Raw genomic sequence first — 25,950 nt, 5'->3', positions numbered from 1 at the left:
CATGATCGAGGAGCTCTGGCGCTTCCTGGACCTGCAGCGCGGGATCGTGCTCGCCCTGATCTTCATCCCGTTCGAGACGCTCCTGCCGCTCCACCCGGACCAGAAGACCCTGCGCAAGGGCTTCGGACTCGACCTCGTCTACCTCGTCCTCAACGGACTGCTCATCAAGGCGGCCCTCTTCTGGATCATCATGCTGATCCTGGCTGCCGGGCCGGCGATCGTCCCGGAGTCCGTCCGAACCTTCGTCCAGTCCCGTCCGCTCTGGCTCCAGGTGATCGGCGTGCTCCTCGTCGGCGACCTCGGCTTCTACTGGGCGCACCGGATGTTCCACCACGTCCCCTGGCTCTGGCGCTTCCATCGGATCCATCACAGCATCGAGGAACTCGACTGGCTCGCCGCCCACCGGGTCCACGCCCTCGACCAGATCGTCACCAAGACCGTCTCGCTGGCCCCCTGCTATGCCCTCGGCTTCTCGGAGGCCGCCCTGCTCATCTTCGCGGTCGTCTACGGGTGGCACTCGATCCTGCTCCACGCGAACGTGAGTATCCGCTTCGGCCCCCTGGAGCGCGTCATCGCCTCGCCGGTCTTCCACCACTGGCATCACGCCAACGAGCCCGAGGCCTACGACAGGAACTTCGCCGGTCAGTTCTCCCTGTGGGACCACGTCTTCGGAACCGCCTACCGCTCCGACCGCCTGCCCGCGCGCTACGGGACCGACGACCCGGTGCCGGAGGGATTTGCCGCCCAGGCCCTCGACCCCTTCCGGCCCCGCAGGACCTGAGGCCGCGCCCCCGCGCCGCGCGCCAACGCCGGGCACTCCTGCACAAAGTCCTTCGTCACGAAAAGATCAGGGGCCCGACCGCCAGTCCGGCCCCGCCGATCGCGAGGCCGAACGGCACGGTGCCGTCCTTGGCGTAGCGGACGAAACGGGGCGGCGCGCGCTCCGCCGGCCACGGCAGGTGTTTCAGCACGATCATGACGAGCGAGATGGCGAAGGACAGACCCAGCATGACCAGGGCGAACGGGCCGGCGACCTGCGGGCCCAGCCACAGGGCATAGGCCGCGAGGAGCTTCACGTCCCCGGCCCCGAAGATCCCGAGCATCCAGGCCCCGAAGCCCACCGCGAAGACCACGGCCGCCAGCAGGAGCCGCTGCGCCGCCGCCCCGATGTCGAGGTGGGCGAGCGCGTAGACCAGGAACAGCGCCGCGAGCGCCGCCGAGATCCAGTTCGGGATCCTGAGCGAGCGCAGGTCGAACAGGATCGCGGCGCAGCCGATGACCATGAAGGCGGCGAACATCAGCGCGTCGGCGGGGGCGAGGCTCACGGGGCGCGGGGGCTCAGGCCGGCTGGGCCGCGAGGCCGATCGAAGCCGCCGCGCGGCGGCTCCCGGCCGGCTTGCTCGACAGGATCGCCGCATGGCTCGCCAGGCAGGAGACCGCCATGAGCGGCAGCGAGACGATCAGGAACGCATGCGCCCAGGTCCCCTGACGGGCCGCGTAGACCACGTCCCCGAACGCGATGCCCGCCCCCTGGACCGCTCCCGGCCCGCGGCATTGCAGGAAGAGGAGCACCAGGCCGATCAGGATCAGATGGGTGGCGACGGCCTGCACCAGCAGGCTCCGCCCGCCGAGCGTAGGGCAGGCCGAGATGCCAAGCGCGAGCAGGAGGGGGAGTGCGGCCGTCTCCGATAGTCCGGCGCCGGAGAGCAGCGCCGCGAGGCCGCCCGAGAGGGACCCGAATTGACGCACGAGGACCCAGAAGGCCGTGGATCCTGCGGAGGGTCCCAGGCCGGCGAGCGCGACCTCCAGTAAAATGACGAGGGCCAGGCAGCAGACCGGAAACCAGGAAATGCAGGTGTATGCAACCCGATGGTTCATCCCTGTGCCCCAAAGTGCGACATGCGAGGCCAGCCTCGAATGAACTATCTACACCACTCGATATTAAAAGTTTCTTACTCGTTAATCCGATCACATTGGAGCAGATGATCTGAATGGATGATCGCACACAAATCGAAATTCCAGTTATAAACCAGAGAAAAGTCCAGATTAATGATAATCAAAATACGCTATTGAGGGAAGTTGACCCTAGCATCTTAACAAAATATTAATGGTTACGACTTGATCGCTCCGACGATGCAAGTCGAGAACGGGGCCGGCTGCAGGTCGCCTTCCGGACGGCCCCAGCACCATGACGTTTGGTTGACAAGAGTGGAGTATCTCATGGCGAAGCTTATTGCGAAGTTCCGTCGCGAAGAGAAGGGTGCGGCCTTCATCGAGTACACCGTCCTTCTCGGCATCATCCTCGCCGTCTCGATCGTCACGGTCGGCGCTGTCGGGACCTGGGCAAACGACAAGTGGGTCTCGCTGAACACCGCCGTGAACCCGGCTCCATGATCCGGTACTTGCGAGGCGACCGCCAGGGTGGTCGCCTCGCCGCACGATCGGTTCCATCTCTCCCGCCGCACCGTCTGACCACCCAGGTCGCGCGCCCGAGCCGGGCTTGCCTTGATCTGAGACTTTGGCGCCCACCGGACCTTGCAGCAGAAGGGCCGTGATGCCGCCCCCGCCGATGGCCCACGCCCTGGCGACTTGCCGCGAACGTCGCCACGGAGCTCGCCCGCGCGGATTGCCGCGACGCCCCTGTCCGTCACCTCTCGAGCGGCGGCGACACCACCTCGGACGCTCGGATCACGGAGGCGGGTGGACCATCAACGGACCCCATGACCCTGTGGCGCGCCAAGAGAGATGGCCAGGACGCCACACCCCACTACCACGGCCACCTCGGATCCGCGTCATGCGACGGCGATCACACCGGGTGGACCGAAATGACACACAAGAGACGAAAACGCTTTGAGGGGCCGAATGGTTCCACCCAAGCGCCCGGGTTGCCCGAGTAAATTTACGCAAGCTGCCCAGATGGGCCGCAAACCGGGAAATGCAGCTGTATGCAACCTCCCGACCCCAGACGTTTTTTACCCCTCGATCGCTGCGAGTCCTTGCAACCAAGATCTGTATAAGGTTGCACATTCGCACAGACTTATTATCTAATCCGATCAGATTGAAGCACGTAATCTGATGTTTAATATGTATACATTACAACATGCCTGTTACAGATCTTCCATACGGCCAAGTTAACGATAAAAACAATACGATAAAGCAGAAAGTTGACCGAAGCGGCTTAACAAAATATTAATACACTCGACTTGATCGCACGGGCGGTGCAAGTCAGGAACGGGGGCGGTTGCAGCACGCTTACCAGGCGGTGTAGCAACTCAGCCTTTTGGTTATAAGAGTGGAGTCTGTAATGTCGAAGCTTATTGCAAAGTTCCGTCGCGACGAGAAGGGTGCTGCCTTCATCGAGTACACCGTGCTCCTCGGCATCATCCTCGCCGTCTCCATCGTCACGGTCGGTGCCGTCGGCACCTGGGCGAACACCAAGTGGGTCTCGCTGAACACCGCCGTCAACCCGGCTCCGTGATCCCAGCGATCTGCGAGGCGACCGCCCGAGCGGTCGCCTCGCCGCAGTTTGAGTTCGCTTTTTCCCGGGGGTACCGATGCGTTTCCGCTCGATCGTCCTGGTCGTGCTCGGAGTCGTCTTCTCGGCTCTGACGCTCGTCTTCGGCCAGACCTGGCTCAACACCCAGGCCGACCTGCGCGCCCGCCAGATCGCGGCGCAGATGGGGAGCCCCGAGCAGCCCGCGCCCGTGGCCGGCAAGACCGTCGTGGTCGCCGCGACCGCGCTGCGCTTCGGCACCGAGCTCGCCCCGGTGATGCTGCGCGAGGTGACCTGGCCCGGCGATGCCGTGCCGGCGGGCTCCTTCGCAAAGGTTTCGGATATTCTCGACGGCAAGACCCGCCGCGTCGCCCTGGCGGCGATCGAGCCCGGCGAGGCCGTCATCAAGTCCAAGGTCACGGGCCCGGGCGAGCGCGCCACGCTCTCCGCCATGGTGGCCGACGGCATGCGCGCCGTGACGATCCGCGTCAACGACGTCCTCGGCGTCGGCGGCTTCGTGCTGCCGGGCGACCGGGTCGACGTCATGCTGACCCGCGAGGCGCGCAAGGAGGACAGCCAGGTCGCCCTGTCCGACGTGGTCCTGCAGAACGTCAAGGTCCTGGCGGTCGACCAGACGGCGGACGAGAAGGCCGAGAAGCCGACCGTCGTGAAGGCCGTCACCGTCGAGGTCAACACCGTCGGGGCCCAGAAGATCTCGGTGGCGCAGACGGTCGGCACCCTGTCGCTGATCCTGCGGCCCGCCGGCGAGGTCAACCCGGAGACGACCCGCCGCATCACCGTCTCGGATCTCGGCGAGCCGACCTTCATGGACGTCGCCAAGAAGCCCGAGGACCCGAACCTCGTCGACAAGTTCCAGTCGGCCCTCGACCAGCGCATGCGCGGCGTCGAGGAGCGCATCGACCGCGTCGGCGACGAGCTCCGCCGCCGCCAGCAGCCGGCCACCGCGGCCCGGGCCGAGGTCGTCCCCTCGAAGCCCACGATGGCGACCGTCGGCGTGCTGCGCGGCCTCAAGCGCAACGAATACACGGTGCCCCAGAACTGAGGGCGCGCGTCCAGCCGGACAACTCCAGAAAGGGGTGCCTACCCGTGCCGTACCTTGCTTTCGCCCCGGCGCCCGCCTCGGCGCCGCCCGTCCGCAGTCAGGCGAAACCGCTCATGACCCGCAGCGTCAAGGTCCTTGCCGCGCTCGCCGTCGCCTCCGGCCTCCTGGCCGGGGTCGGCGGCACCGCCTTCGGTCCCGGCGAGGCCGCCGCCCAGACGCTGGCCCGCAAGGTCTCGACCGCGAACCGGCTCTCCAACCTGCGCGTCTCCCAGGGCAAGTCCGAGACGCTCGAGATCGAGCGCGCCTTCACGGACATCACGGTCGGCGACCCCGAGATCGCCGACGTGGTGCCCCTGACCGACCGCACCCTCTACGTGCTCGGCAAGAAGATCGGCACCACCAACATCTCGGTCTTCGACCGCGCCAAGAACCTGGTCGGCGTCATCGAGGTGGAGGTCAGCCACGACGTCGGCCGCCTCGGCGCCGAGCTGAAGACCCAGGTCCCGACCGCCAACATCCGCGTCGGCACCGCCAACGGCAAGGTCATCCTCTCCGGCACCGTCCGCGACGCCGCCTCCCTCGACAAGGCCCTCACCATCGCCCGCCAGTTCGCCCCCGACGTGATCAATTCGCTGAGCGTCGGCACGAGCCAGCAGGTGATGCTGGAGGTGCGGTTCGTGGAGGTGAATCGCAGCGCGGAGCGGCAGTTAGGTGTTCGGTGGTCCGCCTTGCAAGGCAAAAGTGGCGCTGCATTCCTTCCTAATCGCGGAGGTCCCCCAGAATCAGATCGCACCTGGACTTACAGAGGCGCTGCTACAACGACCACGCTTCCATTTGGAGGGGTGTTTGGGTCCCTCGTGGCTAACGGAGTTAATGTCGATTTCCTGATCCGTGCATTGGAAGATCAAAACGTTGCGCGCCGCTTGGCCGAACCAAACCTCATCGCTTTATCTGGACAGCCGGCGAACTTTTTTGCTGGGGGTAAGATCCCGATTGTTATACCCGGCACGTTTGGCTCTCCAGGAACCGTCGAGTACAAGGAGTATGGCGTAAAGCTAGCTTTCACACCCACGGTTCTGGACACGGGGCTGGTCAATCTGAAGATCGCGCCATCGGTCTCGGAACTGGACTACGCGAATGCTGTGCCACTCAATGGAGGTCTGCAGCCCGCTATCACGGAGCGCAGCACCGAAACCATGGTCGAGTTGAGGGACGGACAAAGCTTCGCCGTCGCCGGGCTGCTGCAAACTCGATCCGAGACCCTTCTGGAGCAACTCCCCTGGGTCGGCAGTCTGCCCGTTCTCGGCGCCCTGTTCCGCTCCACCTCCTTCCAGAAGAACGAGACCGAGCTCGTCATCACGGTCACCCCGCGGCTCGTCCGGCCCATGAGCCCGGGCGTCACCGCCAAGACGCCGTTCGACAGCCGGGTGGTCGGCAACGACGTCGACGTCTTCGCGGCCGGGCGGGCCGAGCTCACCCCGCCGGAGGCCCGTGCGGCCGACTTCGGCGGCGTCAGGCCGGTCTTCTCCGGCCACATCATCGATGTCCCCGCGGATGAGAAGAGGCGGATCCATGCCAAGCGTTGAGACCGTCGCCCGCGCCGCGGGTCTGCTGCTCGCCCTGCTGGCGGGAGGCTGTTCGCAGTATCTCGACCGCACCGAAGGGGTGACGACCTCCGCCGGCGATTCGATCTACTTCAATCGCACCCAGCAGGTCATCGATCCCTACCCGCGCGGCTCGGTGGATACCCGCATCGCCACCAGCGGCACCGTCGTGGAGGGCGCCTACACCCGCTACAAGACCGGGCAGGTCATCCCCCCGGTCCGCAACGCCCCGCCGGCCCCGGGCATCGTCATCAACGCCCCGATCAACACCGCTCCGCCTGCTGGCAACAGCAACCCCGAATAGCCTTCGCGTAACGAGTTCGGAGTGACCCATGTCAGGTTTCCTGTTCGCCCGTATCGGCGTCGTGCTCGAAACCCTGCGTCGGTTCCGTCGCGAGGAGCGCGGGTCGGTCTTCGTCTACGCCACCATGACGCTGCCGGTCCTGATCGGCCTCGGCGTCCTGGCCGTCGACGCGAGCCGCCTCTACAACCTCGGCACCTCCCTCCAGCAGGCCGCCGACTCGCTGGCCCTGGCCGGCGCCGCCGAGCTCGACCGTCGCGCCGATTCCACCACCCGCGCCGAGACCGCGATCCGCAACCTGCTCGCCAACAAGGCCCGCTTCGCCGACACCCTGGTGAACGTCGACGCGAACGCCGTCACCTGGCGGTTCCTGAAGAGCCTGCCCGGCCTCGACGGCAACGCCGGCAACGACCGCACCGCGATCGGCGCCTCCTACGAGGCGACCACCGGCGGCGTCCTGAACCCGAGCATCGCGCGCTTCGTCGAGGTCACCGTCACGCCGGCCAACCTCACCACGATCCTTCCCGCGTCGATCCGCACGGTCCCCAGCACGGCCACCGCGGTCGCCGGCTTCGACCAGGCGGTCTGCAGCTTCACGCCGATGTTCATCTGCAACCCCTTCGAGGGCTCCGGCGTCGACCTGACTACGGCCATCAAGGACGCCGCCTGGAAGCGCCGCCTGCTCAAGCTGAAATATGGCGGCAACGGCAACGCGGCCCAGTACTTCCCGGGCAACTTCGGATTCCTGGAGTCCGCCAGCGGCAGCGGCGCCAACGACCTCCGCGACGACTTCGCCAAGGTCTCGCCGGATTACTGCTTCGTCCAGAACGGTGTGACCCTGAAGACCGGCTCGGTCACGTCGATCCGACAGGGCGTCAACGTCCGCTTCGACCTCTACGAAGGCCGGTACGGCGGCAGCAACACCTACGTCACCGACCCGCAGTACCGCCCCGCCATGAACGTCCGCAAGGGCTACGTCGGCAACACCTGCAACACGCAGAGCTACGACACCACCCAGACCGGCGCCCGCGCCCTGACCGAGGACAACTGCTTCACGACCAACACCTGTCCGCTGCCCTCGGGCATGAACGCCAGCATGGCCGGCCGCATCGGCGACGGCATCTGGGATGTGAACGGCTACTTCAGCGTCAACCTGCCGGGCATTACGAAGCCGGCTGCATGGAACTGCACGGGTCCCGGCAATTGCCCGAGCCCCGTGTCCCGCTACGAAGTCTACCGTTGGGAGATCGACAATAACAGGACCGGGGTCAATTCGGTCGGCGTCGCGGCCGGGAACGGCAATGGAGGGGGCAACGGAAACGGAAACGGCGGCGGTGGCGGCGTCAAGACCGAAAACGGCGTCCCGATGTGCTACCGGACACCCTCCGACATCAACGACAGCCCGGATCGCCGACTGATCTATGCCGCCATGCTGAACTGCATGGAGCTCGACGCGACCAACAAGATCCGGGGAGCCTCGAACGGCCCCCTGCCGGCAGTCGCCTTCGCCAAGCTCTTCGTGACCCGCCCCATGGACGCGGCCAGCGACGACACGCTCTATGCCGAGATGGTCGACCTCGTCGAGGGCGGCGCGAACCGGGACACCGACATGTCCCGCGACATCGTCCAGCTTTACCGGTGAGACCGACGATGGCCCCTCGACTTCCCCTCCCTCTCCTCGATCGGTTCCGGCGCGACGACCGTGGCGCCGCCATGCTGGAGGCGGTCGTGGCCCTGCCGGTCGTGGCGGCGCTCGGCTTCGGCGTGCTCGAGTTCGGCAACGTCCTGTACGGCTACCACCTGATCCAGACCGGCGTACGCGACGCGGCCCGCTACCTCGCCCGCAGCGACGACGGCTGCACCGACGCGACCAAGCAGGACTACGCGCGCAACATCGTCCTCTACGGGAAGATCACCGCGACCGGCAACAAGCGGGTCTCCTGGCTCAACAGCGCCGACGTCACCTTCCCGGCCTGCGCCACCCCGGTGGCGGCCGGCACACTCCGGGGCGGCACCGTGCGCACTCTGACCGTGCAGGCGGCGCCCACCTACACCAACGTCGGCTTTTTCAGCTTCCTCGGCCTGGGCACCCTGACCTTCAACATCTCGCATACGGAAAGGGCGATCGGTGAATAGCTGGCGCGCGCTCGTTCGACGGTTCGGCAAGGAGGACCGGGGAGCCACCTTCCTCGAATTCACGATCGTGTTCGTGCCCTTCCTGCTGATCCTGATGGGCATCATCGAGTTCTCGCTCGTCTTCTGGCAATGGAACACCGCCACCAAGGCTGCCTACCGGGGCGCCCGCCTGGCGGCCGTCTCGACGCCGGTCGACAGCACCCTGAAGAGCTTCACGGGCCTCGCCAGCGGAATCGCCCCGGGCACGCCCATCGCGATCGGCGGCGCCAACGCCTATGCGGAGCGCTCCTGCACGGGGACGAACAACACGAGCGGCACCTGCGCCAACGGGACCTACAGCGCGGCCGCCATGGCCCGGCTCGTCTACGGCAACGAGACTCTGACGAGCTGTCCCGCCACCCCCGCCTCGCCCCGCGAGATCGGCATGTGCCACTTCTTCCCCGGCCTGACGCCCGCCAACGTCCGGGTCGTCTACACCCACACCGGCCTCGGCTTCGCCGGCCGTCCCGGCGGGCCCGTCCCGACCGTCACGGTGGAGCTGAGGAATCTGACCTTCGGCTATTTCTTCCTCTCTGGCCTGTCGAGACTGACCACGATCACCATGCCGCCGCTGACCGCCACCGTGACCGGCGAAGACCTGGCGACCAGTTCCTGAGGCCGACGATGTTCTTTTCGAAATTCATGACTTCCAAGACGTCCGGAGCCCTGGCCCTCGTCACCGAGGACCCGGCGCTCGGCGGCGCGCTGAAGGCGGCGCTGCCCGCCCATGGTCTCGAAGTGGTGATCTATCCCCGGTCGCTCGACCGCGTCGAGGCGCGCCTTGACCTCAGCCCCGGCACCGTGGTGCTGGTCGACCTCGACGTCCGCAGCGACGCCGCCTTCCTGGCGCTCCAGCGCCTGATGGCCCGCGCGGTCCACACCTGCCCGGTCCTGGTGATCACGAATTTCTTCGACGAGAAGGTGGGCCGGCAGCTCCTGCATCTGAAGGTCTCCGACCATTTCCTGAGGCCGGTCGAGCCGGAAGAGCTCGCCAGGGCCGTGATGGCCGCGGCCCGCTCCGTCGAGATCGCCGGGGGCGAGCGGCGGTCGCGCATCCTGACCTTCATGCCGGTCGCCGGCGGGGTCGGCTGCACGACCCTCGCCATCGAGGCCGCCGGCCTGGCGCTCGACCGCCGCAAGGGCGGCACGGCCTGCATCGTCGACCTGCACATCAAGAACGGCGCAGTCGCCGAGTATCTCGACCTGCAGCCCGGCCTCGTCCTGGACGAGATCGAGCCCCATCCGGAGCGCCTCGATTCCCAGATGCTGGGGGTGATGACCGCACGCCATGCGAAGGGGGTGGCGGTGATCGCCGCGCCGCGCGCGCTGATCCAGAACCGGCACGCCTCCGACCGCGCCGTCCTCGCCATCCTCGACCAGGCCGCGTCCGCCTACGACACCGTCGTGATCGACCACCCCGCCACCTGGCAGAGCTGGTCGGACGCCATCATGCTCGGCTCGGACGAAGTCTATCTGGTCACCGAGATGACGGTCCCGGGGCTGCGCGCGACCGACGCGCTCGTCCGCGCCCTGGTGTCCCGCTTCGGCGACCGGGTCCGCCCCAAGGTGCTGGTGAACCGCTTCAAGACCAGCTTCTTCTCCTCGGGCACGCGCAAGTCCGACGCCGCCAAGCTGCTCGGCGACCGGATCGCGGGGTTCATCCCCAACGACTACGCGCTGGTCCAGGAGGCGATCGACCGCGGCCTCACCCTTCGCGAGGTCCAGCCGGGCAACAAGATCAGCAAGGAATTGCGGACGGCGATTTTCGGGTCCGACGCCTGAGTACCGGAGTATTGTGAATGAGTGGGCGTTTCTCTTTCTGGCAGAAGGCCGAACCCGAGCCCAGTGGGGCCGGGCCCGTCGTGACGGTTCCCGTCGAGCCGGTCATCGACCCCACCATCGTGCTGAAGGACCGCCTGCTCGACGAACGCGTCAAGCTGCACGGAGTTCTCATCGACGAGCTCAACCTGTCGGCGATCGAGAAGGTCGGCGACCAGGAGCGGCGGCGCCAGGTCGGCGCCATGGTCCAGGACTATGTCGACCGCGAGAGGCTGGTCCTGAATGCCCAGGAGATCGAGGGCCTGATCGACGAGGTCCTGGATGAGATGACCGGCCTCGGGCCGCTCGAGCCGCTCCTCAAGGACCCGACCATCAACGACATCCTGATCAACACCCACCGCACCATCTACGTGGAGCGCGCGGGCGTCCTCGAACCGACCCCGGTCCGCTTCAAGGACGAGCAGCACCTCCTGCGCGTCATCAACAAGATGGTTTCGGCCATCGGCCGCCGCGTCGACGAGTCCTCGCCGATGGTCGACGCCCGCCTGGCCGACGGATCGCGCGTCAACGTCGCCGTACGGCCCGTGGCGGTCGACGGCCCGCTGGTCTCGATCCGCAAGTTCTCCAAGCGTCCCTACACGATGGAGCGGCTCGTCGAGGTGGACGCCCTGCGCCCGCAGATGGCCGAGTTCCTCGCCGCCGCCGTGCGCGCCAAGACCACCCTGCTGGTCTCCGGCGGCACGGGCTCGGGCAAGACCACGATGCTGAACGCCCTGTCGAACTTCATCTCCGAGAAGGAGCGCCTTCTCACCATCGAGGACGCCGCCGAGCTGCAGCTCCAGCAGCCCCATGTCGGACGCCTCGAGACGCGCCCGCCCAACATGGAGGGCAAGGGCGAGATCCGGCAGCGGGAGCTCGTCAAGAACGCGCTGCGCATGCGCCCCGACCGCATCATCCTCGGCGAGGTCCGCGGCGAGGAAGCCTTCGACATGCTCCAGGCCATGAACACCGGCCATGAGGGCTCGCTCTCGACGATCCACGCCAACACCCCGCGCGACGCCATGGCGCGGCTCGAGCAGATGGTCGGCATGGCGGGCCTGTCCATGTCGACGTCGAGCATCCGCTCCCAGATCGTCGCCGCCATCCGCCTCGTTGTGCAGCTCCAGCGCTTCTCGGACGGCAAGCGGCGCTGCGTCAGCGTCTCGGAGGTGACCGGCATGGAGGGGGACACCATCCAGATGCAGGAGATCTTCCGCTTCCACCGCACCGGCACGGAAGAGGACGGGACCGTTCGCGGGCACTTCCAGGCGACCGGCGTGCGGCCGCGCATCGTCGCGGAGCTGCAGGCTCACGGCGTTCAGCTCGCGACGTCCATGTTCGATCCCAGCCGGCCCTTGTGAGGAGGCGAATCGTGTTCGGCGTCGATCCGGTCTACCTCTTCTATGCCTTCGGGATCGCCACCGCGATCATCATGGCCGACCTCGTCTACCAGCTGCTCATCCGCAACAGCGCCCGGCGTGCGGGCATCAACAGGCGGCTGAGGCGGCTCGAAGCCGGCGAGGACCGCGAGCAGGTCCTCATCGACCTGCGCAAGCGCCGCGGGCTCGGCGGACAGGGCGAGACCTACCTGCGCGGCGGCGCCCTCGACCGGCTGGTCACCCAATCGGGCCTGATGATCGGCCTTCCCCGGCTTCTGCTCATCATCGGGGCCGGCGGCGCCGCCATCGGGCTCGTCGTGTGGGTCCTGCAGGCCGACCTGCTCCTGGCCGCCGGCACCGGCATCGCCGTCTCGGTTAGCCTGCCCTGGCTCGTGCTGTCCTTCATGCGCTCCCGGCGCCAGGAGGCCTTCGCGGCGCAGTTCCCGGACGCCCTCGACATCGTCGTGCGAAGCCTCAGGGCCGGCCACCCGGTTTCCATCGCGTTCGGACTGGTGGCCCGCGAGATGCCCGACCCGATCGGCACCGAATTCGGCCTCGTCGTCGACGAGGTGACCTACGGCCTGCCGCTCGAGACCGCGCTCGCCAACCTGAAGTTCCGGGTCGGCCACCAGGACCTCGCCCTCTTCGTCACGTCCGTGAGCGTCCAGTCGTCCACGGGCGGCAATCTGTCGGAAGTGCTGGAGAAGCTCTCCCGCATCATCCGCGACCGCTTCAAGCTCAAGCGCAAGGTCCGGTCGCTCTCGGCGGAAGGTCGCTTCTCGGCGATTGCGCTGTCGATGGCACCCTGGATCATCGCTGGCGTCATCCACCTCGTGGCCCCCACCTTCTTCGGCGAAGTGTGGGGGCATCCCCTGATCATCCCGATCTTCGTCGCGGCGTTCCTGTGGAGCCTGATCGGAGACTTCGTGATGTATCGAATGGTCAACTTCAAGTTTTGACATGATGGACACCGTGCAGGCCCTTGTGGCCAACAACATCGGTCTCGCGGCAAGCGCCTCGCTGCTGCTCGCGGTGATCCTCGTGCTCGTCGGGATCAGCACGGAGCTGTTCCGGCGCAGCGACGTCGAGGAGCGGTTGAGAGCCGCGCCCCTGTCCTGGACGGGCCAGGTGGAATCCGGGCCGGCCCGAACCTCCGCGGTCGGGCAGCTCTTCCGCTACGTCGAGAGCAATTTCGACACCAACGACGCCAAGAAGCTGGGGGCGATCCAGAAGGACCTGCTCGCCGCCGGCTTCTTCGGCCGCTCGGCGGTCGCCTGGTTCTACTTCGCCCGGATCGTCGGGACGGTCGTGCTGGCCATCGTGGGTTTCCTGTATGCCGTGATCTTCATGCCACAGCAACCCTTGACGGTGATGATGCTCGGCGCGCTCCTGGGCGGGATGCTCGGGCTGGTGCTGCCGAAGATCTACATCGACCGTCGCGCCAAGGCGGTAAAGCAGACCTACACGTCCGGCTTTCCAGACTTTCTGGACCTGCTCGTGGTCGCAACCGAGTCCGGCCTCAGTGTCGAAGGCGCAATCATGCGCGTCAGCGGTGAAATCGCCGAGACTTACCCGGCGCTCGGCGCCAATCTGCACATGATGACTTTGGAAATGCGGGCCGGCCGGGCGATCCAGGACGCTCTGCAGAGCTTCGCGGAGCGGGTTCAGCTTCCTGAAGTCAAGGCCTTCGCGACGCTCGTCAGGCAGTCCGCCGAACTGGGCACCGGCCTCGCCGACGCGCTTCGTGTCTATAGCGACGACATGCGCCACCAGCGGTTGTCACGCGCCGAGGAAAGGGCCAATGGTCTCCCTGCCAAACTCGTGCTACCCCTCGGCCTCTTCGTTTTCCCGGTCGTGTTGGTCGTCATCATGGTTCCGATTGCCATCCGCTTGCTGAAGGTGATGACGTGAGGGCGCGGGCGCCGCGCGGAAGCGGACGCCTGGGGCTCGCCGTCGTGGCGGTGGCACTCGGCGGCGCCCTGCAGGGCTGCGCCGATCAGGGCGTCGACGCCCTGGCGCCCCAGCCGGCTTCGGCCGTGGTGGGCGCCGAACTGGCCTCCGCGCCTCCGGTCGAACCCGGCGAACTCGCCCTTCTCGGTGCCGATCCCAACGACGCCCTGTCGCGCGCCAAGGCCCATTTCCGCCGCGGCGAATACGCCGTCGCCGAGCAGGAATACCGCAAGGCCGTCCAGCTCGACGGCCGCGACTACGAGGCCTGGATCGGGCTCGCCGCCTCCTACGACAAGATGAGGCGCTTCGACCTCGCCGACCGGGCCTACGACGCCGCGATCCGGATCGGCGGGACGACGCCGACGGTCCTGAACAACCAGGGCTACTCCTACATGCTTCGCGGAGACTTCCGCAACGCCCGCGCGAAGCTCGAGCGGGCCAGGGCCGTCGATCCCGAGAACCCCTACGTTCGCCAGAACCTGGAGGTCCTCGCCTCGGCCCGCGGCCGGACGGTGGAGTGAAGCCACACGGGATGCGGGCGGCAGCCGCCTGCTCCCGTGAGCGTCCCTTACCGGCCTACTTGGCCTCTGTGACCTTGCCGGCCTCGGCGGTACCCGGCGCCGACTTCGGCTGGCGGGCATACACGACGGCCACGTCGTCCTTGTGCACCAGCCGCCAGCCCGGATCCATGCGGAACTGGTGCGCCGCGACCGACCCGGCCGGATGGATCGTCCAGTCCGCCCCGTAGGCGTCCGCCAGGGCGGGCAAGGTCTCGGGCCCATTCAGATCCGTCGCCTTGCGCCAGCGGTCGAGGAACGCGCGGCCGAACAGCTCCGCTCGCCCGTCCACGAAGGTCTTCACCCCTTCGAAGATCAGGTAGCCGCCGTAGCCGTAGTCGTTGAGCACCTTGCCGGTCAGCCCCGCCGCGCGTGCGGCCTCGAGCGCCTCGCGCGGCACGATCTTGGTGGTCTCGTTCTGCGGATCCTTCACCAGGGCGACGAAGCCGAAACCCGCCAAGGCCGCCAGCACGGCGGCGGCGGCCCAGGTCGCGGCCCGGACACGGGCGCTGCCCGGCTCGCCGCCCGGCGATGGCCGCGCCGCGATGAAAGGGAATTGCCCGGCGAGCGGCCCCGCCAGGAACGCGGGCGCGAGCAGCGCGAAGATCGGGATCCCCCGCACGTGCTTCAGCATGAGGTGGACCAGGACCATCACGGGCGTGATCCGCAGGAGCGGGATGCGCGCGCCGCTCCACAGCGCGAGGAGGATCAGGAGTTCGAAATAGGCGGCGTGGATGCCGTTCTCCTGGGCGTTGAACGCGGTCCACTCGCTCAGCATGGTCAGGCCGGGGCCGAGGTCGAGAAGGCGCTTCGTCATCAGGAGCGGCTCCGCCCCGTAGGGATGCACCAGGCTGGCCAGCAGGAGCCCGGCCATGAAGCCGCCATAGAGGAGGATGGACCGCAGCCGCCTGGCGCTCCCGACCTCGACCATCGCCTGCAGGGACAGGAAACCGCTGAGCACGATTCCGAGGCTGAAGCCGCCGTGCAGGTTGGCCCAGAGCGCCATGAGGGGCAGGAGGACGAAGGGCGGATCGTCTTTCCGGTCGACGGCCCGGATCAGGACCGTGAAGTAGAGGACCATGACCGGGAACGAGAGGATGTGCGGGCGGGCCAGGAAGTGCGGCGACGCGATCACGAGCGAAACGGCCGTGATCCCGGCCGCGTAGGGGTACCTGAGGTAGTCGAGCAGGAAGCGGCACAGCAGAACCCCGGCGACAGCCACCGCGCAGGCACTGAGCAGGATGACCGCGTGCCACCCGCCGACGTCGTACGTGACGGCCAGGATCACCTGGGACAGCCATTCCTTGGCGATCCAGGGCTGTCCCGCCATCGTGTAGGAATAGGAATCGACGGTCGGAACCGCCCCATGGGCGAGGATCCACTCGCCCGAGCGGATATGCCAGAAGGTGTCCGGATCACGCAGGAAGGCCGTCCCGTAGGTCAGCAGGATCACCAGCGACCAGACGAAAAAGAGGGCCGATCCGATCGACGTCAGGGGCAATGAGCGGAGATCGAAACGGCTCACGACGGGCCTCGTTGCAGCTATCCGGCAGGTCACTACCAGAAGACCGCAGAGAAACCGTAAAGACGGCTGCTTTGGGCGGCCGTGCCTCGGCAGGCCGCCGGCTGTCGTGTCCCGACGCCCGCAGAGCCGATCCACGGGGCCGCGGGCCGTCCCGGGGTGTCGAAACCTCGACGGGTGCTGGCGTGTGATGCCGAAGCAAAGGTCAAGGCGGCGCGGAACTGCGGCGCTCGAGATCTGAAGCCGAACAGCCGATCGATTGCTCGAGCCCACGTCGACTCGAAACATGACTTCCGGGCAGCCCTTTGAAGGCGGGTTGTCAACAGAGTTGCTCGCGATCCGGGGAGCGACATCGCACCGATAGCGTCGGCGATCTTCGGGGAAAAGATTTCACCGTCTCTCTCCACAATGTATGTCAGAATAACTGACATACTGGGAGATGTTGCAGCACAATCGATGCTATGCTAGGTTTTTTGACAATCTTGGAATGCCTTGTTTATCTTGTCCTGAATAGATTTACGACGACAGTGCATCAGAGCCAGTCGTCTCTTACTGAACACTCATCGTATCGCCTGGACTTGGCACACATCACATTGGCATGTGGGGGAGGAAAAATCATGATAGAACTGAAGGTGAACGGTCAGGATTACAAGTTTGACGGCAGCCCGGACATGCCTGTCCTCTGGTATCTACGCGATCAACTCGCGCTCACAGGAACGAAATTCGGCTGCGGCATAGCCACCTGCGGGGCTTGCACGATCCATGTCGATGGCCAGGCCGTCCGGGCGTGCCAGACGACCTTGGGGGATCTCGCGGGTCGCTCGGTCACCACCATCGAGGGTCTGGACCCGGCCGGCGAACATCCGGTCCAGCGGGCCTGGCGCACTCTCGATGTGCCCCAGTGCGGCTACTGCCAAGCCGGCCAGATCATGCAGGCCGCGGCCTTCCTGAAGACCACGCCCAAGCCGACCGACGAGGACATCGACGCCGCAATGGCTGGCAATCTGTGCAGATGCGGCACCTACCAGCGCATTCGCGCGGCCATCAAGCAAGCGGCTCAGGGGGCGTGACCATGACCAGGACAGACGACGTCGCCACCGCCAGCGTCACCAACGTGAGCCGCCGCTGCGTTCTGAAGGGCCTCGTGGCGGGCACCTTCGTTCTTGCCGCAACCGTGCTGCCACGGAGCGGGTCGGCTGCCGATGACCCGCCGAAATTCGGCGCAGACGGCATGCCGAACGGGGTATCCCGCAACCCCCACGTCTTCCTGGCCATCTCGGGCGATGGGACCGTAACCATCACCTGCGCCCGCTCCGAAATGGGACAAGGCGTCAGAACCGGGATCCCGCTCATTCTCGCGGACGAGCTGGAGGCCGACTGGTCCCGGGTAAAGGTCTCGCAAGCGCCAGGGGACGAGCCCACCTACGGAAACCAGGACACCGACGGGTCGCGCTCGACGCGGCACTTCTTCAAGCCCATGCGCGAAGCCGGCGCGGCCGGTCGACTGATGCTCGAGGCGGCCGCGGCCAGGCGCTGGGGCGTTCCGATCGCCGAGGTCGAGGCGACGAACCACCAGGTCCTGCACTGGACCTCGGGGCGGGCCCTCGGATACGGGGACCTCGCACGGGACCTGGTCGACATGGATGTCCCCCCCGCCGACCGGATTCGGCTCAAGAAGCCGTCCGAGTTCCGCTACATCGGCAAGGACGGACGGCGGATCGTCGACGCCATGGACATCACCACGGGCAAGGCGGTCTACGGCCAGGATGTCGTGATGCCGGGAATGGTCTTCGCCGTCATCGCACGTCCCCCCGTTCTTGGTGGCAAGGTGGCCAGTTTCGATGCGTCCCTGGCCCGGAAGGTTCCGGGCGTCAAAAATGTGGTGGCGATCGACGGTGCCTCTCCGCCCGTGGCCTTCCTGCCTTCGGGTGGCATAGCCATCGTGGCGGACACGACCTGGGCCGCCATGAAAGGACGGGACGCGCTCAAGGTGACCTGGGACGACGGTCCGCACGCCGTCTACGATTCGAAGACCTATCGGGAAGAGCTGGCGGCGAGCGCCCGCCGGCCCGGAACGGTGGTGCGCGCCGAAGGCGACCTCGACGCCGCCCTGGAGAAGGCGTCGCGTCGGGTCGAGGCGGAGTACTACATACCGCACCTCGCGCATGCCACCATGGAAACACCGTCCGCGACGGCGCTTGTCAAGGACGGCCGGTGCGAGGTCTGGACGAGCGTCCAGAGCCCGCAGGCGGCGCGCGATCTCGTTGCCAAGACGCTCGGCCTGGATACCGCGGCCGTCAAGGTGAACGTCACCCTGCTTGGGGGCGGCTTCGGGCGCAAGTCGAAGCCGGACTTCGCGGTCGAGGCGGCGATCCTGGCCAATTCGATGCCGGGAACACCCGTCAAGGTGGTATGGAGTCGGGAGGACGATATCCGCAACGGTTTCTACCACACCGTGTCGCTAGAACGGCTTCGGGCGGGGATCGATCAGACCGGCGCCGTGACCGCCTGGCATCACAATACGACGGCGCCGAGCATCGTCTCTCTCTTCGATGCGGATCCGAAGCGCCTCGTGCCGTTCGAACTCGGCATGGGCTTCAGCGATACGCCGTTCGATGTGCCGAACCTGAAACTCGAGAACGGCGCGGCGGAGGCCCACACCAAGGTTGGCTGGTTCCGCTCGGTCAACAACATATCGCATGCCTTCGCGATCCAGTCCTTCGCGGCCGAACTGGCCGCGGCTGCGGGGCGCGACCCTCGTGACTTCCTGCTCGACCTCATCGGCCCGCCACGCCTGCTGCCCATCGAAAAGGAGGTCGCCGACTGGTGGAATTACGGCGAGGACCCTGCCGTCTACACGGTCGACACCGGTCGGCTTCGCCGCGTCCTCCTGGAGGCGACCACCAAGGCGGGCTGGGGCCGAACGCTGCCGAACGGCCATGGTCTTGGCTTGGCCGTTCACCGCAGCTTCGTGAGCTATATCGCCACCGTCGTGGAAGTCGCCGTAGACAAGAATGGTCAGGTGTCGGTGCCCAGGGTGGACGTCGCGGTCGACTGCGGCTTTGCCGTCAATCCTGACCGGATCCGCTCCCAGATCGAGGGCGCCTGCGTGATGGGGCACAGCCTCGCCATGTTCGGAGAGATCACCTTCGAGGCGGGCCGGGTCCAGCAAGGCAATTTCGACGACTATCAGATCGCCCGCATGGCCGATGCGCCGCGCGAGACACGCGTTCATCTCGTCTCGCAAGACTTCGACGTGCCACCGGGAGGGATCGGGGAGCCTGGCGTGCCACCCTATGCTCCGGCGCTCGCCAACGCCATCTTCGCAGCCACCGGCAAGCGCATCCGCTCGCTCCCGATTGGGACCCAACTCAAGGCATGACGGCGAGACCGTGTCGCTGGCGCCCCAGGCGGGCGCCAGCGGTCGGCTGCCCCTGAGCGGTTGCCCATCAAGCGATCGTGGAGACGACGCACCCCGGTCAGGACTACGGGGACGGGATTACGGGGACGGTTTAGCATTACCCCATTCCCATCCACTTTGACGGCGACCTCAAGCGCCGCCGCCCCTGTCGGGAACGCCACGACCCCCTCGACCCCTGGTTGCTCGAACACCGTTCCCCGGGCCCGCGCTGATCCCGGGTGTCGGGGCGTGCGAGCCCGCCGACCTGCGACCAGGCCGGCCGGCTGAAGACGATGCCGTCGCATGTGACGAGCCTCACCCCTGATGCGGAATACCGGGGACAGCCTATTAAATTCAGCCAGACTGGTCCGGACCGAACCAAACGTCGAAGCACAGGCGCGGCGAGCATGGAGGCGGCCGTTCGATCGTGACCGGCGTTCTTAGAGTGTCCGGCCGGCCCGCTCCAGCAGCAACTGCTCGGCGGCCCGGCTGTGATCCGCGCTGATCCGGTCGACGCCGTCGACCGTGATGCTGAGCGTGCCGTTCTCGTTGCGGCGGATCCAGCCCTTTTCCTTCAGGTACCAGAGATGGAAGTCCAGGAGTTCCGTCGGGCAGCCCAGGAGCACTTCGAGCTCGATCTCGCCGAGCCCCGGATCCTTGGTGTTCCGCCGGCGCTTGGCATAGAGCAGCATCAGCAACTGCCGCTGGATCAGGTTGTCCTGTTCGATGCCCCGGCTGCTGCTGGCCTCCTGGGCTATCTCCGCGCGCGTGCCCAGGTGGTCCTTGCGAAGGAGGTCGAAACGGGCCCGCTTGGCCGGGTCGCGCAGCGTGTCGTGGGCCTCCATGATCATGTCGAAACGGAGCCTGTCGCCGCTCTCCGGATTGTCCGGATGGTACCGCTGGGCCAGATAGCGAAACATTCGCTCGATCGATCCCGAATTCGCATTCGGGCTGATCTCCAGGATCTCGTAATAGTCGAGGAACTGCGAGTTTTCCATGCCGACCGCCGCTCGACAGAAGAGGACTTTGAAGGAAGACCTGACCCGAGTTCAGGACAGAGATGAAGAAGCCGGGAGCTTTGCCGAATTCTCTTATCGGTGCAAGCCAGAGGACGCTGCATCTGCCGCCCTCCCGCCGTTCGACTGGGGGCTCCCGGGCGGGATGCGCCATCCCCGGACGGGCGGGCGAATGCCGGGGAGCCGCCGCGGGCCGGGATCGAGCGGCCCCTGGGCAAGTTCGAACCGCCTGATCCTACCAGTCGTTCGACTTAGTCTAGACGCAATGAACGAAGTTGATCCAAATACATATCTGTGCGATGATTATCGAGTACGCTGGAACGCACAGATTGCATTCACTCTTCCATTTCGCGAAAGTGGAGGACTCGGCATGGCTCGCGACTGGCTGATCGAAGGAAAATACGTCGAGTATTGCAGCTGCGACCTGGGCTGCCCTTGCGAGTCCATGGCCGACCCCACCTACGGGCACTGTACGGGCCTCGTCGGCTTCCATATCGACCGCGGCCATTGCGACGCCGTCGATCTCGGCGACCGCTCCGTGCTGGCCGCCTTCTACTTCCCGCGCGCCATCCATCACGGGCAGGGCGTATTGCACCCGATCATCGACGAGCGCGCGACCGAGGCCCAGAGGGACGCGTTGTTCTACATCCTGTCCGGCGCCGACCAGAAGGTCGGGACCATGTTCCAGATCTTCTCCCAGATCGTCGAGACCATCAAGGATCCGCTCTTCGCGCCCATCCTGTTCGAGTGGGACCTCGAGGCCCGGCGGGCGCGGATCGAGGTTCCCGACGTGGTCAGGGCCCACAGCGAGCCGATCCGGAACCCGGTGACCGACGCGGAGCACCGGATGCTGACGGTTCTGCCGGACGGGTGGGTCTTCCACGAGGCCGAGAACGCCGCGGGCTTCGCCAAGGGAACCGGGCCGATCCGGTTCGATCTCAACCGCCGGCACAGTTCGCTCGCCCATGTCGCCTGGGGGCCGCAAGGCCTCGTGAAGTCCTACGAGCGGTCCGCGCAAGCTGCCGCCAGGGCCTGAACCGAGGTCGGATGGAGCACCGCCGAGCCCGAAGGTCGGCGCCCGACCGAGCCATGGGAGCCGACCCGACATGACGCGCCGGCTCGAGATCCTGGCCGCCGCATCGGGACTGGTCGCGGTCGGATCGATGGCATGGCTCGCCGTGCTGCTCGGAATCGGAACGGGAATGTCCGCGATCGAGATGACGCGGATGGCCGGCATGGACGGCTGGCTGATGACCCCCGCGGTCTGGTCGGCAAGCTATGGCTTGCTCGTCTTCGCCATGTGGTGGGTGATGATGGCGGCCATGATGCTCCCGAGCGCCTGGCCGATGCTGCTGCTCTTCGCGCGCGTCAACCGCCGCTCCGGCACGCCGGCCGACCGACTGGCCGCCACCGGCCTGTTCGGTCTCGGCTACCTGGCCGCATGGGGCGGCTTCAGCCTCCTCGCCACGGGACTGCAGGCCGGCCTGGAGCAGGCCCGCCTGATGTCGCCCATGATGGTCGTCGACAATGTCCGGCTCGCCGGACTCGTCCTGCTCGCGGCCGGCCTGTGGCAGTTCACGCCCTTCAAGGCGCGGTGCCTGGGCCGGTGCCGGTCGCCCCTGGCCTTCCTCGTCGACCGTTGGCGCGACGGTGCCGGGGGCGCCTTGCGGATGGGGCTCGAACACGGCCTCTGGTGCCTGGGCTGCTGCTGGGTGCTGATGGCGCTCCTGTTCGTCGGCGGCATCATGAACCTCTACTGGATCGTCGGGCTCGCCGCCTTCGTGCTCGTCGAGAAGAACGCCCCGTTCGGTCCCGCCGCCGGGCGCGTGGCGGGATGCACCCTGGTGGCGTCGGGCGCATGGCTCCTGGTCCGGTGATTTTCGGGAGGGGACGCCGGGATGGGCGGACACCCCGCCCTTAGTCCTCCTTGGCGGCGATCCGGGCCTGGATCAGCACGAAGGCGAGGAGAAAGAGGCCGCGCTAGGCTGAGAGCGACATCCAGCCCTTCCTGTTCTCGAAGTTGAGCAGCTTGCCGGCTAGGTACCGGCGCCGGGCCTATCGCCCTGCTCACCCCGCCCCCTCCTCCAGCGCTCCGCCCAGGAACAGGTGGCCCACCCGCGGGTCGGCGAGGATGACGGCGGCGCGGTCGGCCATGCGGGCGCGGCCGAGTTCGAGGACGAGGCCGTAGTCCGACATCTGCAGGGCCGAGCGGGCGTTCTGCTCGATCATCAGGACGCTGACGCCGCGGTCGCGCAGTTCGGTCAGGATCCGGAACGTGTCCTGCACCATGATGGGCGAGAGGCCGATCGAGGGCTCGTCGATCAGAACGACCTTGGGGTCGAGCAGCAGGCCCCGCGCGATCTCGAGCTGCTTCTGCTCGCCGCCCGAGAGGGTCGAGGCCTGCTGGCGGGCCTTGCGGCGGAGCGCCGGGAAGCGTTCCAGCACCGCCTCCAGGCGCCGCGCCTCCTCGGCGGGCGCGAAGTCGGCCGAGACGAGCCCGAGTTCCAGGTTCTGGGCGACCGAAAGCTCCGGGAAGATGTTGCGGCCCTGCGGCACGTAGACGACGCCCGCCTTCAGGAGGTCGCGCGGCTTCAGCCCCGTCGTGTCGCGCCCGTCGATGCGGATCGACCCGGACCGGACCGGCAGGAGCCCGAAGATGGTCTTGAAGACGGTCGACTTGCCGGCGCCGTTCGGGCCGATCACGGTGGTGATCGCGGCGCGCTCGACCGCGAAGGTCGTGCCGTTGAGGATCGTCATCGGCCCGTAGCCGGCGACGACGGAGTCGAGCTCGATGATCGGCGCGGCCATGGCGGTCACTTCCCGAGATAGGCGTCGATGACGCGCGGGTCGGATCGCACCGCCGCCGGCGTGCCCGACGCGATGATCCGGCCCTCGGCGAGCACGATCACCCGCGAACAGAGCGCCATGACGAACTCCATGTTGTGCTCGATCACCACGAAGGTCGCGCCCGCCTCCCGGTTCATGGCCGCGAGCCGCTCGCGCAGGTCGCCCAGCATGGTCAGGTTGACGCCGCCCGCCGGCTCGTCGAGCAGGACCAGTTCCGGCCCGGCCATGAACGCCATGGCGGCATCGAGCAGCTTCTGCTGGCCGTAGCTGAGCCGTCCCGCCCGCTCCTGCGCCAGGTGCCCGAGACGGAAGAAGCCGATCATCTGGTCGGCCTTGGCGCCGAGCCCCGCGTCCCGCGGTCCGAACAGCCGGCCGGCCATGCCGCCCTGGTGCTCCTGTCCGGCGAGGATCAGGTTCTCCCGGACGGTCAGCTCGCCGAACACCTGCAGGAGCTGGAAGGTCCGCCCGACGCCCATGTGGTTCAGCCGGTGCGGGGAGAGGCCCGTGATGTCCTGTCCGCCCAGGTGGACGGTTCCCGCCGTCGGCTTCAACTGGCCCAGGATGCAGTTGAACATCGTCGACTTGCCACAGCCGTTCGGCCCGATGATGCCGAGGATCTCGCCCTTCTCGACCGTGAAGGACACGTCGTCGACCGCGACGATGCCCCCGAAGGTCTTGCGCAGGTTGGCGACCTGGAGAACGGGGGTCATGGCCGCGCCTCCGTCGCCAGCCGACCGCGATCCCGCGCCGATGCCCGGCCCCCGCCCGCCATCACATCGTCCCCGTGATGCCGCCGTCGACGACGATCTGCTGGCCCGTCACGTAGCTCCCCGCGTCGGAGGCGAGCATCAGCGCCACCCCGCCGACCTCCTCGGGCCGCCCCCAGCGCTTCAGCGCCGTCCGGTCGACGACCCGCTGGTGGAAGGCCGGGTCGGCCATCAGCGCGGTGTTGAGGTCGGTCGCGAAATAGCCCGGCGCGATCGAATTGCAGGTGATCCCGGACGGCCCGAGCTCGGCGGCGAGCGAGCGCGTCAGCCCGGCCAGGCCCGCCTTCGAGGCCACGTAGGCGTGGATGGTGCCGCGCCCGAGGATGCCGGTGATCGACGTGGTGAAGATCATCCGGCCGCTGCCCTCCCGCTTCATCGGCGCGGCCGCCGCCTGGGCGAGGAACAGCGCCGAGCGCAGGTTGGTGGCGACCACCCGGTCCCAGGGCGCTTCGGTCCAGTCGCCGAGCGGCGCCCGGTTCACCAGGCCCGCATTGGCGACGAGCACGTCGAGCCGTCCCTCGGCCGCCGCCACCCGCTCGACCGCCGCCCCGGCATCCCCCGTGTCGGCGACGTCGAAGGGCACCGCCGCGCAGGCGATCCCTTCCGCGGTCAGAGCCGCCCGGGTCGCCTCGAGTTGCGCCGCGTCGCGGCCGTTCAGGTAGACCTTGGCGCCGGCCCGCCCGAGCGCTTCCGCGATCGCTCGGCCGAGGCCGCGCGAGCTTCCCGTGACCAGCGCCACGCGCCCGCTCATGTCGAAGGGATGGGCCCTGCTCATGGGATCGAGTCCTCGATCGAGCGGCGAAGTTCCGGCGTGATCTCCGGCAGGATCCCGAACCACGCCTGGAAGGCGGGCCGGGCCTGGTTGAGCAGCATGCCGAGCCCGTTGACGGTGCGGTTGCCGCGCGTCCGGGCGGCCGCCAGGAACGGCGTCTCCTTCGGGATGTAGACGATGTCGGAGACGAGCGCCGCCGTCGGCAACCGGTCGAGCGGCATGTCGAGGGCCGGCTGCCCGGACATCCCCTGGCTGGTGGTGTTGACCACCAGGGCCGCGTCCGCCACCGCCGCGCCGCGCTCCGACCAGTCGAGCACCGTCACCGGGCCGCCGACCTCCGCGGCGAGCCGCTCGGCCCGCGCCCGGGTCCGGTTGAGGAGGCGGATCTCCGGGACCCCGGCATCGCCGAGCGCCGCCACGACCGCCCGCGCGCCGCCGCCGGCCCCGAGCACCACCGCCGGCCCCGCCTGGGCGCGCCAGTCCGGGTCGCGCTCGCGCAGGCTGGCGAGATACCCGTAGGCGTCGTTGTTCGTCCCGTGCAGGCTGCCGTCCGGACGCACGACCACGCAGTTGAGGGCGCCGATGCGCCGCGCCACCGGGTCGATGCTGTCCATCGCCGCCATCGCGGTCTCCTTGTGCGGGATGGTGACGTTGCAGCCCGCGAAGCCGAGCGCCGGCAACGCGGCGAGCGCCGCCCGCAGCCCCTCGGGCTTGATCGCCAGCGGCACGTAGACGCCCGCCAGCCCATACTGGGCGAACCAGGCATTGTGCAGCCGCGGCGAGCGGGAATGCATGACCGGGTAGCCCATCACCCCGGCCAGCAGGAACCTGTCTTGCTCGCTCATCGGGCCCCGGCCTCCTGGCTGTCCATGATGGCCGCGATGCCGATCGCCGACAGCGCCTCGTCCTCCGCGTCCGTGAGCCCGCTGACCGCGACCGCGCCGACCACCTCCCCGTCCACGACCACAGGCAGCCCCCCGCCCCAGCCGAGGTAGCGCGGGTCGCCGTAGTAGCCGATGTCGAAGCCGGTCTCCGGGTTCCGCGACCGGCGGCCGACCTCCGCGGAGGGCCGGCGCAGGCGTGCCGACGTGAAGGCCTTGTTGGTGGCGACCGCGACGGAGCTGAGCGCCGCGCCCCTCATGCGCAGGAGCCCGAGGGTCTCCCCGTGGGCATCCACCACGGCGATCACCGCCGCCTTCTGCTGGTCCCGACAGGCGCGCCGGATCGCCTCGATGGCGACGGTCGCGTCCAGGTCGCAGAGCGTCTTCATGGTCCGCATGCGCGGT

General features: G+C 67.5%; 27 protein-coding genes. 18 read left to right on the top strand and 9 right to left on the bottom strand.

The features are described 5' to 3' along the window. Window position 1: 1 nt before the first annotated feature. On the top strand, window positions 2–781 hold the full coding sequence (locus WBG79_RS17575) for a sterol desaturase family protein (RefSeq protein WP_337358483.1): 780 nt from the start codon (window positions 2–4) through the stop codon (window positions 779–781). 55 nt (window positions 782–836) lie between these two features. On the opposite strand, the gene WBG79_RS17570 is transcribed toward WBG79_RS17575, so the two are convergent. Continuing rightward, window positions 837–1,325 carry an A24 family peptidase gene (locus tag WBG79_RS17570; protein WP_337358482.1) on the bottom strand — a complete coding sequence of 163 codons (489 nt, stop codon included), beginning with the start codon at window positions 1,323–1,325 and terminating at the stop codon, window positions 837–839. Window positions 1,326–1,338: 13 nt separating this feature from the next. Continuing rightward, a complete protein-coding gene (locus WBG79_RS17565; protein ID WP_337358481.1) occupies window positions 1,339–1,878 on the bottom strand; it encodes a hypothetical protein in 540 nt (179 codons plus the stop codon). A gap of 342 nt (window positions 1,879–2,220) precedes the next feature. Between WBG79_RS17565 and WBG79_RS17560 the strand changes: the two genes are divergently transcribed. The 13 genes from WBG79_RS17560 (at window position 2,221) to WBG79_RS17500 (ending at window position 14,304) form a co-directional block, all read left to right on the top strand. Further along, window positions 2,221–2,394 carry a Flp family type IVb pilin gene (locus WBG79_RS17560; protein ID WP_337358480.1) on the top strand — a complete coding sequence of 58 codons (174 nt, stop codon included), beginning with the start codon at window positions 2,221–2,223 and terminating at the stop codon, window positions 2,392–2,394. 910 nt (window positions 2,395–3,304) lie between these two features. Further along, on the top strand, window positions 3,305–3,478 hold the full coding sequence (locus tag WBG79_RS17555) for a Flp family type IVb pilin (RefSeq protein ID WP_337358479.1): 174 nt from the start codon (window positions 3,305–3,307) through the stop codon (window positions 3,476–3,478). Window positions 3,479–3,554: 76 nt separating this feature from the next. Continuing rightward, window positions 3,555–4,556, top strand: a complete 1,002-nt coding sequence (gene cpaB / locus WBG79_RS17550; RefSeq protein WP_337358478.1) for a Flp pilus assembly protein CpaB — start codon at window positions 3,555–3,557, stop codon at window positions 4,554–4,556. Window positions 4,557–4,669: 113 nt separating this feature from the next. Next, window positions 4,670–6,142: a type II and III secretion system protein family protein gene (locus tag WBG79_RS17545; protein ID WP_337358477.1), complete on the top strand. Its 1,473-nt coding sequence runs from the start codon at window positions 4,670–4,672 to the stop codon at window positions 6,140–6,142. Continuing rightward, window positions 6,129–6,464: a hypothetical protein gene (locus WBG79_RS17540; protein WP_337358476.1), complete on the top strand. Its 336-nt coding sequence runs from the start codon at window positions 6,129–6,131 to the stop codon at window positions 6,462–6,464. The genes WBG79_RS17545 and WBG79_RS17540 overlap by 14 nt, the downstream gene beginning before the upstream one ends. A gap of 28 nt (window positions 6,465–6,492) precedes the next feature. Then, the gene (locus WBG79_RS17535) at window positions 6,493–8,103 is read left to right on the top strand and encodes a TadE/TadG family type IV pilus assembly protein (protein WP_337358475.1); all 1,611 of its coding nucleotides are present in this window, start codon (window positions 6,493–6,495) and stop codon (window positions 8,101–8,103) included. Window positions 8,104–8,111: 8 nt separating this feature from the next. Then, window positions 8,112–8,597 (top strand): TadE/TadG family type IV pilus assembly protein, encoded by a 486-nt coding sequence (locus WBG79_RS17530; RefSeq protein ID WP_337358474.1) that lies wholly within the window; start codon window positions 8,112–8,114, stop codon window positions 8,595–8,597. Then, window positions 8,590–9,252: a TadE/TadG family type IV pilus assembly protein gene (locus WBG79_RS17525; RefSeq protein WP_337358473.1), complete on the top strand. Its 663-nt coding sequence runs from the start codon at window positions 8,590–8,592 to the stop codon at window positions 9,250–9,252. Before WBG79_RS17530 ends, WBG79_RS17525 begins: the two co-directional genes overlap by 8 nt. Before the next feature lie 26 nt (window positions 9,253–9,278). Further along, on the top strand, window positions 9,279–10,418 hold the full coding sequence (locus WBG79_RS17520) for an AAA family ATPase (RefSeq protein ID WP_337358472.1): 1,140 nt from the start codon (window positions 9,279–9,281) through the stop codon (window positions 10,416–10,418). A 17-nt stretch (window positions 10,419–10,435) separates the two neighbouring features. Beyond that, window positions 10,436–11,815: a CpaF family protein gene (locus WBG79_RS17515; RefSeq protein WP_337358471.1), complete on the top strand. Its 1,380-nt coding sequence runs from the start codon at window positions 10,436–10,438 to the stop codon at window positions 11,813–11,815. Window positions 11,816–11,826: 11 nt separating this feature from the next. Continuing rightward, on the top strand, window positions 11,827–12,792 hold the full coding sequence (locus WBG79_RS17510) for a type II secretion system F family protein (protein WP_337358470.1): 966 nt from the start codon (window positions 11,827–11,829) through the stop codon (window positions 12,790–12,792). A 1-nt stretch (window position 12,793) separates the two neighbouring features. After that, window positions 12,794–13,744, top strand: coding sequence for a type II secretion system F family protein (locus WBG79_RS17505; RefSeq protein WP_337358469.1), 951 nt, complete (start codon window positions 12,794–12,796; stop codon window positions 13,742–13,744). Continuing rightward, window positions 13,741–14,304: a tetratricopeptide repeat protein gene (locus WBG79_RS17500; protein WP_337358468.1), complete on the top strand. Its 564-nt coding sequence runs from the start codon at window positions 13,741–13,743 to the stop codon at window positions 14,302–14,304. The genes WBG79_RS17505 and WBG79_RS17500 overlap by 4 nt, the downstream gene beginning before the upstream one ends. A gap of 55 nt (window positions 14,305–14,359) precedes the next feature. Here the strand turns inward: WBG79_RS17500 and WBG79_RS17495 are convergent, their stop codons facing one another. Continuing rightward, the gene (locus WBG79_RS17495; RefSeq protein ID WP_337358467.1) at window positions 14,360–15,865 is read right to left on the bottom strand and encodes a hypothetical protein; all 1,506 of its coding nucleotides are present in this window, start codon (window positions 15,863–15,865) and stop codon (window positions 14,360–14,362) included. 614 nt (window positions 15,866–16,479) lie between these two features. Here WBG79_RS17495 and WBG79_RS17490 point away from each other — a divergent pair. Continuing rightward, on the top strand, window positions 16,480–16,932 hold the full coding sequence (locus tag WBG79_RS17490; RefSeq protein ID WP_337358466.1) for a (2Fe-2S)-binding protein: 453 nt from the start codon (window positions 16,480–16,482) through the stop codon (window positions 16,930–16,932). A gap of 2 nt (window positions 16,933–16,934) precedes the next feature. Next, the gene (locus WBG79_RS17485; protein WP_337358465.1) at window positions 16,935–19,244 is read left to right on the top strand and encodes a xanthine dehydrogenase family protein molybdopterin-binding subunit; all 2,310 of its coding nucleotides are present in this window, start codon (window positions 16,935–16,937) and stop codon (window positions 19,242–19,244) included. A gap of 458 nt (window positions 19,245–19,702) precedes the next feature. On the opposite strand, the gene WBG79_RS17480 is transcribed toward WBG79_RS17485, so the two are convergent. Then, the gene (locus WBG79_RS17480; protein ID WP_337358464.1) at window positions 19,703–20,260 is read right to left on the bottom strand and encodes a J domain-containing protein; all 558 of its coding nucleotides are present in this window, start codon (window positions 20,258–20,260) and stop codon (window positions 19,703–19,705) included. A gap of 388 nt (window positions 20,261–20,648) precedes the next feature. Here WBG79_RS17480 and WBG79_RS17475 point away from each other — a divergent pair, with 388 nt between their 5' ends. Both WBG79_RS17475 and WBG79_RS17470 read left to right on the top strand, forming a co-directional pair. After that, a complete protein-coding gene (locus tag WBG79_RS17475; RefSeq protein WP_337358463.1) occupies window positions 20,649–21,314 on the top strand; it encodes a DUF1326 domain-containing protein in 666 nt (221 codons plus the stop codon). 70 nt (window positions 21,315–21,384) lie between these two features. After that, complete coding sequence (locus tag WBG79_RS17470) at window positions 21,385–22,155, top strand: DUF2182 domain-containing protein (RefSeq protein WP_337358462.1); 771 nt, start codon at window positions 21,385–21,387, stop codon at window positions 22,153–22,155. 190 nt (window positions 22,156–22,345) lie between these two features. Here the strand turns inward: WBG79_RS17470 and WBG79_RS17465 are convergent, their stop codons facing one another. The 5 genes from WBG79_RS17465 to WBG79_RS17445 all read right to left on the bottom strand — a co-directional run bounded on the left by WBG79_RS17465 (window position 22,346) and on the right by WBG79_RS17445 (window position 25,943). Then, window positions 22,346–23,086: an ABC transporter ATP-binding protein gene (locus WBG79_RS17465; protein ID WP_337358461.1), complete on the bottom strand. Its 741-nt coding sequence runs from the start codon at window positions 23,084–23,086 to the stop codon at window positions 22,346–22,348. 5 nt (window positions 23,087–23,091) lie between these two features. After that, on the bottom strand, window positions 23,092–23,835 hold the full coding sequence (locus tag WBG79_RS17460; protein ID WP_337358460.1) for an ABC transporter ATP-binding protein: 744 nt from the start codon (window positions 23,833–23,835) through the stop codon (window positions 23,092–23,094). A 61-nt stretch (window positions 23,836–23,896) separates the two neighbouring features. Further along, window positions 23,897–24,667: an SDR family NAD(P)-dependent oxidoreductase gene (locus WBG79_RS17455; RefSeq protein WP_337358459.1), complete on the bottom strand. Its 771-nt coding sequence runs from the start codon at window positions 24,665–24,667 to the stop codon at window positions 23,897–23,899. Beyond that, window positions 24,664–25,509: a shikimate dehydrogenase gene (locus WBG79_RS17450; RefSeq protein ID WP_337358458.1), complete on the bottom strand. Its 846-nt coding sequence runs from the start codon at window positions 25,507–25,509 to the stop codon at window positions 24,664–24,666. The genes WBG79_RS17455 and WBG79_RS17450 overlap by 4 nt, the downstream gene beginning before the upstream one ends. Then, window positions 25,506–25,943 (bottom strand): GlcG/HbpS family heme-binding protein, encoded by a 438-nt coding sequence (locus tag WBG79_RS17445; protein WP_337358457.1) that lies wholly within the window; start codon window positions 25,941–25,943, stop codon window positions 25,506–25,508. Before WBG79_RS17445 ends, WBG79_RS17450 begins: the two co-directional genes overlap by 4 nt. Window positions 25,944–25,950: the final 7 nt, after the last annotated feature.

It is taken from the genome of Prosthecomicrobium sp. N25 (assembly GCF_037203705.1).
Classification (GTDB): Bacteria; Pseudomonadota; Alphaproteobacteria; order Rhizobiales; family Ancalomicrobiaceae; genus Prosthecodimorpha.
Note: the sequence above shows the minus strand (reverse complement) of the source record. Positions and strands in the feature narration are given on the sequence as shown.